The sequence below is a fragment of the Spirosoma rhododendri genome, from assembly GCF_012849055.1.
In the GTDB taxonomy this organism is placed as follows: domain Bacteria; phylum Bacteroidota; class Bacteroidia; order Cytophagales; family Spirosomataceae; genus Spirosoma; species Spirosoma rhododendri.
Map to the genome: position 1 here is coordinate 41,964 of NZ_CP051678.1, position 16,528 is coordinate 58,491.

13 protein-coding genes are annotated in these 16,528 nt (G+C 55.7%); 7 read left to right on the forward strand and 6 right to left on the reverse strand.

Going from position 1 to position 16,528, the window contains the following annotated elements; translation table 11 throughout:
* Positions 1–3 precede the first annotated feature (3 nt).
* The 5 genes from HH216_RS24470 to HH216_RS24490 form a co-directional block, all read right to left on the reverse strand.
* On the reverse strand, positions 4–1,434 hold the full coding sequence (locus HH216_RS24470; protein ID WP_169553548.1) for a S41 family peptidase: 1,431 nt from the start codon (positions 1,432–1,434) through the stop codon (positions 4–6).
* A 22-nt stretch (positions 1,435–1,456) separates the two neighbouring features.
* Positions 1,457–3,868, reverse strand: a complete 2,412-nt coding sequence (locus HH216_RS24475) for a TonB-dependent receptor domain-containing protein (RefSeq protein ID WP_169553549.1) — start codon at positions 3,866–3,868, stop codon at positions 1,457–1,459.
* Positions 3,869–4,014: 146 nt separating this feature from the next.
* Entirely contained in the window at positions 4,015–5,487 is a 1,473-nt protein-coding gene (locus HH216_RS24480; RefSeq protein WP_169553550.1) for an FtsX-like permease family protein, read from the reverse strand.
* Positions 5,488–5,510: 23 nt separating this feature from the next.
* The gene (locus HH216_RS24485) at positions 5,511–6,401 is read right to left on the reverse strand and encodes an ABC transporter permease (protein WP_169553551.1); all 891 of its coding nucleotides are present in this window, start codon (positions 6,399–6,401) and stop codon (positions 5,511–5,513) included.
* A gap of 5 nt (positions 6,402–6,406) precedes the next feature.
* Entirely contained in the window at positions 6,407–7,069 is a 663-nt protein-coding gene (locus HH216_RS24490) for an ABC transporter ATP-binding protein (protein WP_169553552.1), read from the reverse strand.
* A gap of 124 nt (positions 7,070–7,193) precedes the next feature.
* On the opposite strand from HH216_RS24490, the gene HH216_RS24495 reads away from it, so the two are divergent.
* The gene (locus tag HH216_RS24495; RefSeq protein ID WP_169553553.1) at positions 7,194–8,549 is read left to right on the forward strand and encodes a sigma-54-dependent transcriptional regulator; all 1,356 of its coding nucleotides are present in this window, start codon (positions 7,194–7,196) and stop codon (positions 8,547–8,549) included.
* Between the two features lie 78 nt (positions 8,550–8,627).
* Positions 8,628–9,863: a sensor histidine kinase gene (locus HH216_RS24500; protein ID WP_169553554.1), complete on the forward strand. Its 1,236-nt coding sequence runs from the start codon at positions 8,628–8,630 to the stop codon at positions 9,861–9,863.
* A 115-nt stretch (positions 9,864–9,978) separates the two neighbouring features.
* Here the strand turns inward: HH216_RS24500 and HH216_RS24505 are convergent, their stop codons facing one another.
* The gene (locus HH216_RS24505) at positions 9,979–10,902 is read right to left on the reverse strand and encodes an alpha/beta fold hydrolase (RefSeq protein WP_169553555.1); all 924 of its coding nucleotides are present in this window, start codon (positions 10,900–10,902) and stop codon (positions 9,979–9,981) included.
* Between the two features lie 399 nt (positions 10,903–11,301).
* Between HH216_RS24505 and HH216_RS24510 the strand changes: the two genes are divergently transcribed.
* The 5 genes from HH216_RS24510 (at position 11,302) to HH216_RS24530 (ending at position 16,478) form a co-directional block, all read left to right on the forward strand.
* Positions 11,302–11,871, forward strand: coding sequence for an ImmA/IrrE family metallo-endopeptidase (locus tag HH216_RS24510; RefSeq protein WP_169553556.1), 570 nt, complete (start codon positions 11,302–11,304; stop codon positions 11,869–11,871).
* Positions 11,872–11,925: 54 nt separating this feature from the next.
* Entirely contained in the window at positions 11,926–14,091 is a 2,166-nt protein-coding gene (locus tag HH216_RS24515) for a type I restriction-modification system subunit M (RefSeq protein ID WP_169553557.1), read from the forward strand.
* Complete coding sequence (locus HH216_RS24520) at positions 14,088–15,410, forward strand: restriction endonuclease subunit S (protein WP_169553558.1); 1,323 nt, start codon at positions 14,088–14,090, stop codon at positions 15,408–15,410. Before HH216_RS24515 ends, HH216_RS24520 begins: the two co-directional genes overlap by 4 nt.
* A gap of 136 nt (positions 15,411–15,546) precedes the next feature.
* Positions 15,547–15,798 (forward strand): hypothetical protein, encoded by a 252-nt coding sequence (locus tag HH216_RS24525; protein ID WP_169553559.1) that lies wholly within the window; start codon positions 15,547–15,549, stop codon positions 15,796–15,798.
* On the forward strand, positions 15,798–16,478 hold the full coding sequence (locus HH216_RS24530; RefSeq protein WP_169553560.1) for an AAA family ATPase: 681 nt from the start codon (positions 15,798–15,800) through the stop codon (positions 16,476–16,478). Before HH216_RS24525 ends, HH216_RS24530 begins: the two co-directional genes overlap by 1 nt.
* The last annotated feature ends 50 nt before the right edge of the window (positions 16,479–16,528 follow it).

Genomic DNA, 16,528 nt, shown 5'->3' on the forward strand with positions numbered 1-16,528 from the left:
AACTTACTTTTTTTTGACAATGGGTTGACTGGCAGATAGTACCGAAACTGCTTTGTCCAGCACCACGTCCTTACCGCTGATCAGACTTTGCACGGTAGGCGCGACCAGCACGTCAGGGATCACCCCCACCCCAACGAAGTCGGTTCCATCGGCATAGGTGTCGCGTTTGGTACAGATGCGGGCCGAACCACCACCGGGCAGGGAAAACGACATAGGCTGACCGGTGGACCCAGTCGACGGCTCCCCAATAATGGGAATCCGGGTTGACTTTAACTGACGAATGATAATGAGGAAATCTTCGGCCGCCGACCCCGTGTTGTTGCCCGCCAGCACGACCACCGGCGCGCGTAGTCGGGGTTCACGAACAGAATTGTCGAAGGTCATCGTATCGCCTTTGTACCAGAAGTCGCCTTTGGCCGTTTTCAGTGCCCGCTGGTAAAAATCGCTTTTAGCCTCGGCCGAATCCAGTTTTTGCGTAGCGTAGTAGTTGCCCCAGGCTTTGAAGGCAGCCCGGTGTTCCCGCGTACGCCAGACCGACCCGACCAGCTTTTTCTCGTCGGTGAAATACTTCAGAATTTCGGCCCCGATACCCGTATCGCCACCACCGTTCTGCCGGATATCCAGGATTATCCCTTTAGCCGTCTGTAACTGGGGCAGCATCGCCTTGAATTCATTGACAATGGCTTCCCGGCCAAAGCTATTCAGTTCAACACGCGCGATACCATTGGGTAGCATCGTCAGCCGCGACAGTTGCCATTTGGCCGGGCTACTGCCATCGCCCAGTATCGCCTGCGACCCGTCGCGCTCGCGCTGGGAAAACAACCGCGAGTTAAACGAGATGACCTTTCCAGCCGGTGTTCGGAACGTCATGGGGTAAACCGTCGACGTATCCGTCGTGGCGCTCCATATATTCGTCAGCGCCGTATTCCATTTTTCATGGTCAGTCGACGCTGAGATATAGGGAATTACCTCCGTAGTCAGATACGACTGAACCGGCTGGTTGTTGACGGTCAGTAATTCGGAACCGATCGGTACGCTGTCCGACAAACCTTTCAGCACACGGGCGACATACGGTTTTTTGTCGATCAAAACAAATCGGAGCGGCACATAGGTCGAGTAGGTGTAGAGCGATTGGGGGGCGTTGATATTGGTATGCCCGTCTTTCAGGAGCGCGCAGAAGCGTGCGAGGGTTCGGTAGTAGTCGTAGGTGGTTTTGGTCGCCAGCACCTGCGGAATGAAGGCGTGGTAGGCGCTGTCCCAGTTGATGTGGGCTTTGTCGAAGTAAGCGAAGTTGTAGCTCGCTTCGGACCAGAATTTCGACAGACCAGCGATCTTGTCGGTATCCGACAGGTTGGCGGTACGACTCTGTGCGCTGGAAGACAACCAGCTCATACACAGGAACAAAGGCACTAGAAACAAGGAACTAGTTTTCATCGGTAGGCAGAATTTATGGTAGTTAACGGGCGCGGTTTTCTTCGTCGGCGCTTCCGGAAGTGCGGTTGGTCCGCGTAAAGGTCGAGCGGCCGAAGGCGTACGTAAATCGAATAGATAGCTGGCGGCTGTTGCGCTTCTGTAGCGTCCAGACGTCCAGGTTCTGGAACTGCCCATAGAACAGCTCCCGGTAGGTGTTCAACAGGTCGCTGGCGTTGAGTTGCAGGTTACCCGCTCCGCCCAGCACGCTTTTCTGTAACCCCAGCGACAGGCTTCCGTTGGAGGCCACAGTATAGATGTAATCGACGGTGGGCGAACTGTAGTAGTAGCTCAGATCGATTGTATAGCCTTTCCCCACCGTAAACGTGTGCCGGCCATCCAGGTAACAGCTCCACGCCTGCGAATCGATCTGCCCACCAGTCGGGTAAGCCGAGCGCGTCTGGGCGTACTGCACCTGCGCGTAATGCTGCGTCTTCCACCAGGGGGTCAGGGCGTGGGTAACGGCCACGTCGAACCAGGCCCGTTGCTGGGTGTTGAGGTTTACCCGCGTGTATCGAACGATTTTGGTCCGATCGTCCTGAATCGGTAATTGCACAAACACGTCCTTGTCCAGCCGGTAGTTCAGGCTAACCGTAATGGCGCGGTGGGTGTAGGTCAGGTCGGCGGTGTTGTTGGTGACGGGTAGCAGGAAGGGATTGCCTTCGGTATACATGTACGGATCGACGTACAGCGTAAAGGGATTCAGCTCCCAGAACGCCGGGCGACGCATTTTGCGGGTAAAGCCGGCCGACAGTACGTTGGCTTCGCTTAGTTTCCACTGCACATTCAGACTCGGTAACCAGCGGAAATAGCGCCGATTGATGACCTCATTTAGGGTCAGTGAGTTGCCCGTCGAACGGGTATCTTCAACACGTAGACCGGTGTTAAACTCGACCTTTCCAATCGTCCCGCTCCATTGCCCGTAGGCAGCCAGGATCGTCTCGTCGTACAAAAAGCGGTTGCTGCGCGACGGGTCGAAGACGAAGCCGGTAGCCGCCAGTGTGTCGTAGCGCAGGTCGCTGTCAGTCGTTGTCCAGGTCAGTTTGGTACCCGCTTCCAGCTTACCGGCCTTGCCCAGCGAATGGCTGTAATCCGTACGAAACGAACGAATGTAAATCGTACTGGGAAACTGCCCGGTCATGACCATCGGCGACCGCACAGCATTTCCTTCCGGCGTCAGGTAGTCGTTTCGAAAGTCCTGACTCTTCTGCGTCGCATACGACGCATAGTCCAGAAAAGCAGTTAGTTGGTCACCCCTGGCGTTGATGGTGCCTTTGTAGTTCAGATCGAGCGCCACGCTTTGATTGCGCCCTTGGGTTACGTTGAGCGTTTGCAGTAACTGCGTGTTAATCGTGTTGGCACTATAGTCCTGCTGCTGATTCAAGTTAGTCAGCCGGTCGATATTAGCGGTGCGGTTGCCTTTAACCAGCAGCCCGAACTGGTGCGCTGAATTAGGGGTAAAGTCAGCAGAGAACTGATAGGTCAGCGGCATAGCCGTTCGCTTGTACCACGAATCGGTCACAAATTCCGTTCGTGTGGTATCGCTTCGCACCACCCGATGTCCCAACCCCAGCAGGTAGTTGTTGTTGATGCTGTAGCCCAGTCGCCCGTAGTACGACCACTGCCGGGTTTTGTAGGTTGCACTGCCGCCCAGCTCTCCCCCGCTGTAGCGTTGATTTTGCAGGAAGCCACTGTACAGACTTCCTTTCCAGCCCAGCGTCTTGTCGCGTTTGAGTTTGATGTTGATCACCGCCCGCGTTTCGCCGTCAAACTGAGCCGAGGCATTGTTGATCACCTCGATCTGTTCGATATCGGATGCGGCCAACCCCCGCAGCTCTTCGGCCGTCAGCGGTAACTGCTTTCCTTCGATGTAAACGACTGGCGCGTATTGCCCCTTGACCGATATACTGCCATCCTGACTGACGATCAGCCCCGGTGCGCGCCGGAGCACGTCAAGCGCGTTAGTAGCAGTCTTAAAAAACGAGTTGGTTACGTTGAGTATCAGTTTACCCATCGACCGCTCAACCACGGGCCGCTCTCCTTTTACGGTCACTTCGTTCAGATTCCGGCTGTCGGCGCTAAGCTGCACACGCCCGACATCAACGAGCGATTCTACCGTTTCGACCGTATGCCGTTGACTAAAAAAGGGTCGATAGCCAAGCGCCGTAACCCGTAGGAGGTAGACGCCGGCGGACAGCTGTTGCAGCGTGAAGTGACCGGTGGAGTCAGCGATACCGCCTTTCACGAACGACGAATCGGCCGGTTGCAGCAGCGCGACGGTTGCGTATTCAACGGGTTGCTGGCGTTCGTTCAGGACAACCCCCGTCAGGCTACCCACCTGCCCTATGCAGCGCAGGGTGATCAACCAGAAGAGAGCGATAACCAATAGCGTTTTCATGATCTATGTCGTGCATTGTATCGCACAACCCAGACAGATCAAGCCGCATACCACAAAGTTAATTCATTCATTTACAACCCCTTCCCAAAAATGTCCAATGTGAAACTGTTCGAAAACGAGCACGTATCGTTCGGATACGAACAGGCTCAGTCGGTGCGCAGGGCGCGTGCCGGGTTGGTTCGGGCGGCTCGCAACGTATGCACCAGCACGGTTAGCAGCGTCGTTATCGTCACCAGCAGCAACCCCATTAGCAGCAGGTCGGGCGTGAACGCGATGTGGCTTTCGTATCGGCTTAGCCACTGATTCATCACCCACCAGACCACCGGCGTGGCCAGCCCGAACGCAATAGCCAGCAGGAGGGCAAATTCCCGCAAGAAAAGCCAGACGATGGCTCCTTCCGACGCACCCACCGCTTTCCGAATGGCAATCTCCCGCGTCCGGCGGCTGGTCAGAAAGATGACCAGGCCCAGCAAACCAACGGAGCCGATCCCGATGGCTACCCCTGCGGCTAGCTGTACGAACCGAAGTTGCTGGGCTTCCTCCGCGTAGAAATCCGTCATGATCACGTCCAGGTGTACCTCACCGTAGATATTGTTCGGGAAGTAGCGCTCCCAGACGGTCTGTACGCGGGCCATAATCGCGGCCTTCCGACCGGTTGCCAATCGTAGATGACAACTGCTAAAGCTGTGGTGATTGGTGAACAGCACCGTGGGTAGAATTGGACTTTTGAAACCACTTTGCCGCCAGTCACCTACCACCCCAATAATTGGCTTGGTAAGCGTGTCTCTGTACGGAATCGTCAACAGCTTACCAATCACTTGCTCCGGCGATGAGAAGCCCAGCATCCGAACGGCGGTTTCGTTAAGCAAAAAGCCACTGACCGTGTCGCGGTTCGGTAACTGTTGTCCGGCTAGCAGTTTGATGGCATAAATCGGTACATAGGCCGAATCAACGACCATCGTCACTAGTTGGTATGGCTCCACGGCCGGACGATCCGCGAATCGAACTGGGTACGTATTAATCGTACCACCAATGGGGGCCTTACTGCTATAACTGACAGCCTCAACCCCGTCGATTTGCAGCAATGCCCGCCGGAATTGAACGAGGTCCTGATTACCGTTCTGGTATACCGGAAAAGTGACGCGCTGGTCGGCATCAAAACCAGCGTCGGCCTGCAGCCAGAACGCCAACTGCCGGCTCATGACGATGACCGCTGTGACAAACGCCATGTTGATCGCCAGTTGCCCAATCACCAGCAGCCGACGCAGGGGCAAACCCTGAATCTGCTGCTGTGTGGCCTGTCCATTCAGCACCAGTACCGGTTTGAAGCCCGCCAGCACCAGCCCAGGGTACGTGCCCGCCAGCCCGGTAACCAGCCCGACCAGCATCAGCAGAAACCCCCAGTCGATCAGGTCCAGCCCGAACGGTACCGGCGTCTGCGTCCATTGCCGCAGAATGGGCAGAAACGAATAGGCCAATACGATCGCCATACCCGCGGCCAGGCTGGCAATCAGTGCCGTCTCGGTCAGGAACTGCCAGAATACGCGTCGACGCGTAGCCCCGATGACGCGCCGAACGCCAATTTCACGGCCCCGGCGCAGGGCCTGCGCGGTGGCCATATTGATGAAGTTGACACAGGCCGTCAGCAGGAGAAGCCCCCGATGGCGGCTAACACTAGCAGCACATCGCCCCGAATACCGGTATAGTAGTTAGGAGCGGTATGCTGGGCGGTCAACGGGAGCACCCGGTACTGGTATGTATTCAGACTAGCCGGATGCCGCTTCCGGTGGAAGGAAACCAGTTGCCGCTCCAGCCTGGTCACAGACTCGGCGGTTGGCAGCAACACCCAGCACTGCGTCGGTGAGCTGATGCCAGCCCACTGATCCAGCGCTGTTCCGCTGTGAGCGTAATACTCCAGCGTTTTGTAGGAAACAAACAGTTCGTAGGGTTGGTCGGTATTGTCCGGCAGGTCAGCCAGTAGACCGGTGATGGTCAATTCCAGCCGGTTGTTCATGCACAGGCGCCGACCGATGGGATTGCCCACACCAAAGTACTTACGCGCCAGCCGCTTCGTCACGACGGCGGTAAACGGCTGGCGCAACGACGTATCGGGCGACCCGCTCAGCCAGGTATAGTCCAGGATGCGAAAGTAATCCGGCTCGACATACGCCATCGTCCGGGCTTCGGTGAACTTGTCGGTTAGTTGGCCGGCCCGGCTTTCTACCTGAATCAACCGATACTCCTGCCCAATGACCATCGCCACCGCCGTCAGCCAGGGCATATCCTGACGCAAGGCAGGCCCGACGGGCGTCGGAATCCCCGATGAGTAGCTTACCGTGCGCTCATGCAGTTCGGTTACCAGCCGTACGACGCGGTCGGTCTGTCGGTGGTACCGGTCGACGCTTTGATGAAACCGGATGTACCAGAACAACAGCAGGCAACTACCAATGGCCAGCGCCAGACTCACCGTATTCAGGGCCACGTAAGCCGGATGCCGGCGCAGCGTACCGAACGCGTATCGAAAGCCAGTCATGCGCATCAGTCCATCAGTTGTCCGTCGAGCATCCGCACGATCCGGTGGGCATACAGCGCATCCAGTTCGGAGTGGGTGACCATAATGATTGTTGTGCCAGCCTCGTTGATGTCCGTCAGCAGGCGCATAACAGCTTCCCGGTTTACCGAGTCGAGATTACCCGTCGGCTCGTCGGCCAGCAGCAACGACGGCCCGACGGCCAGCGCCCGGGCGATGGCGGTTCGTTGCTGCTGGCCGCCCGACAACTGAGCCGGGCGGTGGTGTCGGCGGTGCATCAGCCGCAACTGCTCAAGCAGGTCGGTCACGCGCCGGCTCCGTTCCTGGCTGGCCACCCCTGCATACACCAACGGCAGCTCTACGTTTTCGTAAATACTCAATTCATCGATCAGGTTGAAGCGCTGAAAAATGATGCCGATATGCCGATGCCGAAATTGGTCTTTCTGCCGCTCAGACAGCCGCGTTACATCCGTCTGGTTAAACACGTATTGCCCGTCATCAATATCATCGAGCAACCCCAATAGATTCAGCAGGGTCGATTTACCGCAGCCCGACGGCCCCATAATCGCCACAAACTCCCCCGCCTGAACCACCAGCGATAGATTCATTAACACCGCCGTTTCGTGCGCGGCCGACGGGTACGTTTTCTGGATGTGGCGCAGTTCGATCACGGCAAGTCGGGCAACGTCGCTGGATGTTGTATCTTTCCAGTCAAATATAGATGCTTTCGACCAACGCTCAAGCCGGTGCCCGTCGGTTCGGTTGTGGCCTGAGCAGCGGGCTATGTGGTTTCCTATGGCAGTACAGTTACTTAAAAAAGCGTCGGTGCTGGTGGTGGATGACGACACGGATGTGCTGACGTCGATGGCCATGCTGCTGCGTCCCGAAGTCCGGGTTGTTCAGACCGAAAAGAACCCGGAACGACTACCGGCGCTGCTCCGGCAGGAGACCTTCGACCTGGTTCTGCTCGACATGAATTACCACCGGTCAGTCAACACCAGCAACGAAGGGCTTTACTGGCTTCAGCAACTGCGTACGCTGGCTCCGGCATCGGCGGTGGTGTTGATTACCGCCTATGCCGACATTAACCTGGCCATCCGGGGCCTGAAAGACGGAGCCGCCGACTTCGTTGTCAAACCCTGGCGCAACGATAAACTACTGGCGTCGCTGGACGAGGCCCTGACCCGACGCCAGCTCACCAACAAATCGCACCGTCAGTTGCCTAAACCGGCGGTATCACCCCTACTCGGCGAGTCGACGACCATGCAGACGCTGCGCCGTACTATCGAGAAGATCGCGCCCACCGATGCCAACGTGCTGATTCTGGGCGAGAACGGTACGGGCAAGGATGTCGTTGCCCGGCTGATTCATGCCCAGTCGATGCGGGCCAGTCAGCCATTCGTTGGCGTCGATTTGGGGGCACTGAGCGAGCCGCTGCTGGAATCCGAGTTGTTTGGCTACGTGAAAGGCGCCTTCACCGACGCCCGGCAGGATCGGGCGGGGCGGTTTGAAGCGGCAGCGGGCGGCACGCTCTTTCTGGATGAAATCGGTAATCTGTCTCTGCCCGGACAGACCAAGCTGCTGACGGCCCTGCAACAGCGACAGATCACGCGGCTGGGTAGTCACACGCCGATTCCGGTCGACGTGCGGGTGGTGTCGGCGACCAATGCGCCTATTCAGCACCTCGTACAGACCGACCGGTTCCGGAAAGATCTGGTCTACCGCCTGAACACCATCGAGCTGACATTGCCCCCCCTGCGCGAACGCGGAGACGACGTTCGGTTGCTGGCGGCACATTTCCTCGAACAGTACGCGACCAAATACGGGAAACCTACCCCCCGACTGGAAGGGCGAGCCCTGGCACGGCTGCTAAACTACCGGTTTCCAGGCAACGTCCGGGAGCTTCAGCATACGATGGAGCGGGCCGTTGTTATGAGCGAATCCGAGGTGCTGACCGCCGAGGATCTAGTGTTTTCATCGGTCGAAACAACCCTGACTGCCGGGCCGGAAACAACCCGGCTAGCGGAACTGGAGAAAGGAACGATTCAGAAGGTCGTCGACAAACATCACGGCAACATCACCAAGGCCGCCAAAGAGCTGGGTATCACCCGAATGGCGCTGTACCGGCGGCTGGGCAAATACGATTTGTGAGATGAACACGTCTGATTTCGCCCTCCCCTGCGCGCGAGTTTACTGCTGCTTACCCTGACCGGACTGGCCTACGCCCTGGTGACCCGGCAACCCGTTTACTGGCTGCCGGCATTACTGGTTGGGGGTGGACAGGTTGGGGAGCTGATGTATTACCTGAACCGACAGAACCGGGAGCTAACCGACTTTCTGGACGCGCTCCGCTGCCAGGATTTTTCGAGTAATCTGAGCGCCATTCACGCGCCGACTTCCGTTCGACAGGCGCGGCAGTTACTGAATCAGATCAATCAGACGTTCAGCGCCCTGACCCGCGAGAAAGAAGCCCAGCATTTGTATTTGCAGAACGTGCTGGCGCTGGTAAACACAGGCATCCTGTCGTATCGCGACGATGATCTGACGGTGGGCTGGATGAACGAATCCCTAAAACGATTCCTTCAGGTGCCTTACGTCAAAACGCTGGAAGGGGTCCGACGTCGTAATCCGGCCCTGCACGCGCAGTTGCTGTCGCTACGACCGGGGGAAAACAAGGTGTTCAAAATGGGCGCTCAGGCCGTACTATTGTCTGCTACAGCCTTCACGGATGAGACCGGCCGGTGGCGGCTGATTGCCTTTCAGCCCATGAGCGAAGCGCTGGAGGCAAATGAAGCGCTGGCCTACCAGAAAATTCTGCGGGTGCTCAACCACGAAATTATGAACTCGATTGCGCCCATTGCGTCGCTAGCGGAAACGCTGCACCAACGGCTGCATACGGAACAGGGCACAGTCGATGAGCTACGGACGGGCATTGGCATTATCCGCGCGCGCAGCGAGGGTTTACTCCAGTTTTCGCAGACCTATCGGAACCTGAGTAAATTCTCTGCTGCGTCGCTTCAGCCGGTGCGTATCATCGACCTAATCGAAGCCGTACTGACGCTGTTCGATCCTACCCTCACTCAACGCGGCATCGACCCGGACGTCATCGTACCCGACATGGACCTGATCGTACTGGCCGACCCGGTGTTGATCGAGCAGGTACTCATTAACCTGCTTACCAACGCGCTGGACGCGCTGCGTAATCAGCCTACCCCAACACTAGCCATCACCGCAGCGCGCAACGACGATAACCGCCCGCTGGTTTCCGTAACAGACAACGGGCCGGGTATTCCCGACGACCTGATCGACGAGATTTTTATCCCCTTTTTCACGACCAAACAGCACGGCAGTGGCATCGGCCTCAGTTTGTCGCGTCAGATCATGCAGTTGCACCGGGGCAGTATTCAACTGCAATCAACAATTGGACAGGGCAGCACCTTCAGCTTATTATTTAGTGCAGTATAGTCAGCCCAAGATAACCAAGTTCAATCTGAAGCCTTTCATTGAACGATTCAATCAAGACTGTAATTTGTATTCAATAGAGAAATAATTGATTCAGGTATTGTCGATACCGGCTTGATCAGGTGTGACTTAATCTGTGCTTACCAAAGGTGAGAAACAGGCCCGCTAACAGCACCGCAACACCTAACCCAAGAACAACTTTTTCTGTAACCGCTGACGCTTTCGTCGCCGTGATCGGTTGAGGTTGTCGTTCATAGCGGCCATCCGTTACGGCCAGAATAAGCGCCACCGTTTCTGCCGGCACATCCAATTGCGGAACGTGCCCACAATTCGAAAACCAGTGTAGCTGAGCGTCAGGAAACAACGTCAGGGCTAGCCGTGATTGACCAGGTGGACAAATACGGTCCTGTCGGCCCCAGCCAATGACCAGATTCGGGATAGAGCCAATCGGTGCCCCCTGCTGGGGAGGGCCATGGGCCAGACTATCCAGTAACCTGGTAAAGCTGGGGGTCGGTAAAAACTCCCGAAATTCATGAAGTGCTACTTGGGATGGGATCGTCCAGGGATGAGCCGAAAATTGAGCGAACAGCACCGTTCGGCTCAGGGGATTGTTGACCAGAGGCGGTAGGATGGGCTGGATGAGCCTGGATAATTGAGCCGATAGCCGAACCGAGTGATAGAAATAGGCGACCTGCCAGCCTTGCCAAAACCCACCAGGATCCAGCGCTACAACCGAACCAACCACCTGACCTCGGCGGCCTAGCTCAAGCACTAGCCGCGCGCCCATCGAATTGCCCACCGCATCGATGCCCAGCAGTTGGTGTTGGGTCAAAAAGTCGGTTACTGCATCGGCTAGGGTAGGAATGGAAACCTCACCCGGTAGAGCCGGTGACTGACCGAAACCAGGCAAATCCAGCGCAATTACATCCCGCTGGGTAGCCAACTCATTCACAATGAGATCCCAAACCTTCAGGGAACTCCCCAAGCCATGGAGTAGTAAGAGTGGTTTACCGGTCCCACGCCGGATATAGTGCATCGTCATACGTTTGAGTCAACAGGTCTAAAAGCTGCGCTGAACCGCTTAGCGTCCTATGAACGGCAACGGGGGCATATAGTTTAGATAGGTGAAGTGGCAACAGGGTACCGGGACAGCTTACCTTAAGCATGCTCTTGCTACCCGGTTCTCTACAGCAAATCCATACCGAGCGTTTACTGATTAACTAGGCTAGGTAAGTGCTGCTAAATCGTAGATTGATTACTACTTGCGACGGTTCACTTAATTTATCACTTAGTTAAACTGCTGGACTTCTCCTCCGTCGATCAGCTCATTAACCAACTGAGTAGTAGCCGTCCCAGCGGTATTCATTTCCGTAAGTCCAGCAAGCTGGCCGAACACTCTACGTACGTTAACACCTGGATACGCTACGTCAGGTATCTGTCGATGACTCAAAAAGCGTCCGCCTTTGACCTTACATATAAAGATGCACTACTCGCCGAGTTGAAAAAACTGTTTCTAGGCAAGAACGTACTTGACAAGCTGCCAACCGTATTGCAGAAATATGGTATTCTGTTAATCGTTCGGAGTAAGCCAGACCATGCGCCCTTAGATGGGGCCGCTTTTTGGTCTAAAGACAATCCTGTCATTGCCTTAACGCTACGGTACCAACGGTACGATAACCTAATTTTTACGGTGTACCATGAATTGGGACATATCTTTTTGCACCTCTGTCACGATAAGGAATCGTCCTTTGTAGATAGTCTCGATGATGGCAAAGATGCGTCCAGTCAGCAAGAAGACGAAGCCAACGAATTTGCCCGGAACACACTGGTACCGTCCGAACGATGGCGACAATTTACGCTGGGCCGGAGCGGGTTTACGGATGAGGCCATTCAGCAATTTGCGGATAGTATGGGCGTACCTGCCCCAACCATTTGGGGGCGGCTCTGTTTCGAGGGGCGAATGAAGTATTCCTGCGCGTCCGTGCATCAGAAACGTAACCAGATTCCCTAACCGCCTAAGCGGAAGTTCTGGCTATATTGCCAGACTATTTTTTTGCTGGTTATAATGTCATCTACGATTACTGCGGGAGTTAACGATCTTTTATTTGACCGAATTCTGAGGAAACAGGAATTCGAGGAAAGCCTCTGGAATGCGGCCGACCAACTGCGGTCGAAGGCCAAACTCAAATCGAGCGAGTATGCCTCGCCCATGCTGGGCCTGTTCTTTCTGCGCTACGCGTCCAACCGCTTCGATAGGCTGACCCCACAGGCCCTTGTCGACTACGAAGCCACCAAAGACAGCCGAAACGCCGAAACCATCGAAGCCGTTTACCTGCGGCTCTGCGGCTACTATCTGCCCGAAGCCGCCCGCTTTGATACGCTGATGAACCTGAGTGGTGAAGACAACGCCATTAAAGCCGTAAAGAAGGCGATGGAAGCATTCGAGCAGGCCAATCCGGGGGCGGGTATCGAACTGCCCAAGAACGACTACGAGAAAATACCGGATGCCACGCTGCGGAAAATTCTCGCCGAAGTAGCCCGGATTACGATGGCCGAAGGCGATTCGTTTGGCAAAATTTACGAGTATTTTTTAGGCAAGTTTGCCCTGTCGGAAGGGCAGAAAGGCGGGGAATTCTACACGCCTACATCGGTGGTGAAGCTGATTGTCGAGATTCTGGAGCCGCACGAAGGGCGCATCTTCGACCCCGCCTGCGGCACGGGTGGTATGTTCGTGCAGTCGGCGAAGTTTATCCGGTCGCACAGCGGCACTAACCACGTCTCCATCTACGGGCAGGAGAAAGTCAAGGAAACATCGAATCTGGCTAAGATCAACCTGTTTGTCAACGGGTTAAAGGGCGACATACGCAACGTGGATACCTCACTGGCGGCTGCGGCTTACGTTGAGAAATACGCTGATACGGAAGGTAAGTTCGACTACGTGATGGCGAATCCGCCCTTCAACGTCGACGGGGTGGCGGTAGACGACATCGATGGGCATCCACTGTTTGCCCACTACGGTCTGCCGGTTAGTGCCGCCAAATCAGGGAAGAAAGCTGATGCGTTTTCGAACGCCAATTACCTGTGGGTGTCGCTGTTTGCTACGGCGCTCAACCCAACCGGGCGGGCGGGGTTCGTAATGGCTAACTCGGCCAGCGACGCAAGGGGTGGCGAGGCCGAGGTGCGGAAAAACCTGGTTAATTCGGGTATTGTGGATGTAATGGTGACCGTCTCGTCGAACTTCTTCTACACCGTTACACTGCCCGTTACGGTCTGGTTTTTCGACAAGGCGAAGACCGACGCGCAACATCCGAACCACGACCGAACGCTGTTTATCGACGCCCGGAGCATCTACTACCAGACCAGCCGCTCGACGCGGGCGTTTACGGAAGCGCAGCTCATGAACCTGACGTCAATTGTGTGGTTGTACCGGGGCGAAACGGCGCAGTACGACGCGCTGCGGCAACGCTACCAATTGGCCCTGACCACTTGGCGCGACCACGACGTAACAACCGGTGCACCGGTGCGACCCGACGACGTAAAAACGTACCGGGGCGTTCAATCCCACCAGTGCCGGGTGGCCGATGCCTTCGGTCAACTGGGCAGCAGCATCCGGTTCTGGCTCAACACCATCGACCTGCTGCTGACCGACGAGGCCCGTCAGGCCCTGACCGACAACCCGACTTTTGCGGCCACGCTGGACGTGCTGACTACCGTAACGCCCGACGCGCTGCCCGACAAAGCCGCTATCAGCGCCCTCTACAAACGGGCTGATGAAGCCGTTACGTTTGCCGACAAATCATTACGGCCCGACAAAGTGGGCGGCAAGCCCGACGCGACGTTTAAAAAAGCCGACCTGCGCGGGTGGCTGCGGAAACTGGCTACCGAGCGCGACGACCTGCTGTTTGTGCTGGAACGAGTGGCGTATTTCGAGTCGCAGCTTCACTGGCAGGACAGCCATTTCCCCGACGGGCAGTACCGCGACGTCGAAGGCCTTTGCAAACTGGCCAGCCGCGCCGACATTGCCGGACAGCAGTACTCGCTCAACCCCGGCCGCTACGTGGGCGTGGCGCTGGAAGACGACGGCCGCACCGACGAAGAGTTCCGCGACTTCATGCACACCCAGACCAACACGCTGACGACCCTGCACACCGAAGCCGACCAGCTCCAGCAACAGATCGAGACCGACATGACGTTTTTATTTCTGGACGTAAACGCGGAGGAGACGGTATGAACGGGTGGGAAATGGTTAAGATTAAGGATATAGTGAAAGGGTTCTATGACGGTCCACATGCTACTCCAAAGGAGTCGGACACAGGAGCTGTTTTCTTGGGTATTGGTAACATAAAACCAGAGGGAGGAATTGATCTATCTGATATCCGATACATTGCGATGGAAGACTTCGCTTTGTGGACTAGAAGAGTAAAACCGCGCAAAAACGACATCGTCTTTTCATACGAAGCAACTTTACATCGGTACGCTCTTATTCCTGATGATCTGCTTTGCTGTTTAGGGAGACGTCTTGCTTTGATACGCGTTGACGACACGAAAGCGGACTTCAGGTTTATCTACTACACGCTATTAAGTCCTTTTTGGAAAAATCAAATTGAAAGTCGATTGATAGCAGGAGCGACAGTCGAACGGATACCCCTCATTGAGTTTCCAAATTTTCAACTTCCCCTCCCTCCCCTGCCTATTCAGCGCCGGATTGCGGACATTCTGGGCCGGTACGATGCGTTGATTGCGAATTACCAGCAGCAAATCAGCACGCTGGAAGGCATGGCGCAGGAACTCTACCGCGAGTGGTTCGTTCGGGGCCGCTGCCCCCACGCTGAACCGGGCGAAGACGGCGGATTGCCGGTGGGGTGGCGTGTTGGTAAGCTCCGGGAAATCATTTCGCACTATATAGGTGGCGGTTGGGGAAACGACGAGCCAAGTGCTGATTTTCCGATAGGTGCTTATGTTATCAGAGGAACCGAGATTCCTAATTTAAAACAAGGTCAAATTAATTCTGAGGTATACCGCTACCATAAACTCTCTAGTGTTGAGAGTCGCCAACTAGCCGCTGGAGACATCGTATTTGAAGTATCAGGGGGTAGTATTGACCAACCTTTAGGTCGTAATGCCTTAATTACTGATGAGATTCTAAAGCAGTATGGTGATACGGTTATTTGTGCAAGTTTTTGCAAACAGATAAGGGCTGATGGAGCAGTTACAAGCTCATATTATCTGCAACTCCTGTTCGACCAACTGCTTGAAACCCAAGAAATGAATCAATTTGAGGTTCAGAGTACAGGTATCAGCAACTTCCGTTTCGAGGATTTATTAGATTATCAGCCCGTCCTTTTACCTGTAAAACACGTACTAGATAGTTTTGATAAGATTGTTAGTCCAATCCGAAAAAAAGTTGGTGTCCTAAATATTCAGCTAACTACGCTCCGTCAGACGCGGGATGCGCTGTTGCCGCGTTTGCTGAGCGGGCAGTTATCAGTTGAAGAAGAAAAATTCGGGTCGGTAAACGGACGGGAGGAAACGGATTATAGCCAATTGTGAACGCGGTGAGTTCACAATTGAGATGGGCGCATCGTAAAGCACTGATGCGGGTCGAGGGAGCCGGAATCACCGACGCCGAACCGCCCATTTGATTTCAAAATGTGTTATCTTGTAGATTCTTTATTCACCCATTTTTATGGAACATGTGTTCAATAGCCTGTTAGCCGACGGTGCCCCTGACGAGAAACCAGTTGGTATTCAGCCGCTGTACGGAGGTAACCCAAAAGCCGTGCAGGACATGAACCCGGACGATTTCCGGGCGGCTTCGGATGCCGTACTGGCGAAGGTGCGGGAGCAGGCATTCAGCCGGGGGCTACCCATTGTCTACGAAATAGCCGGGCGTACCGTTCGTGAGTACGCCGACGGTCGGCTGGAGCCTGTGCGCTGATGATGCCCAGTTGTTACGTCATTGCCGGACCCAACGGTGCGGGCAAGTCGACGGCGGCTTACGCGCTGATTCCGGCGGGCGTTGAGCAGATCAACCCCGACGACATCGCCCGGCAGCTTCGCCAGCACCTCGCCCAGCAGGAGGTCGTACTGCAACAAACCAATGACGAAGCCCGCCGTCGGATGGACGCTCATTCGGCGCGTCGCGAATCGTTCAGCGTCGAAACCAACCTCTACGACGAAGCCACCTGGCAGTACTTCATGGCCCAGCAACGGCGAGGGTACGGTTTCACGCTGCTGTTCCTGTGCACCTCGCAGCTAACCACACTGGTGGAGCGAGTAGTGAACCGGTGTCAGCAGGGTGGTCATTTCGTCCGCGAAGACGTCATCCGGGAGCGGTACGTAAAGGGGCTGTACTGGCTTAATCGCTTTTTCGATCAGCCTGATTCACTGATTCTCTTCGATACGTCCCACGGGCCGCTAAATCCGGTCTACAAACGGGTCGGGGGCGTGGTCGAACAGCAGGCCGACCCATTACCGGATTGGGTCGTTCAGCATCTGGGTAGGCACTTCGGGGTCAACACCAATGTATCCGCCCCCTCCGTGCGGTCGGCAGCGTCGGTCGATGAGGTCCGCAATCTGTACGACCGGCTGAAAGGTAAGCCCCCCACCTCATCTTGATCGATTCCCGCTGCAACGTTAGTCCACAACCTTCTTTGATACCTACCCTA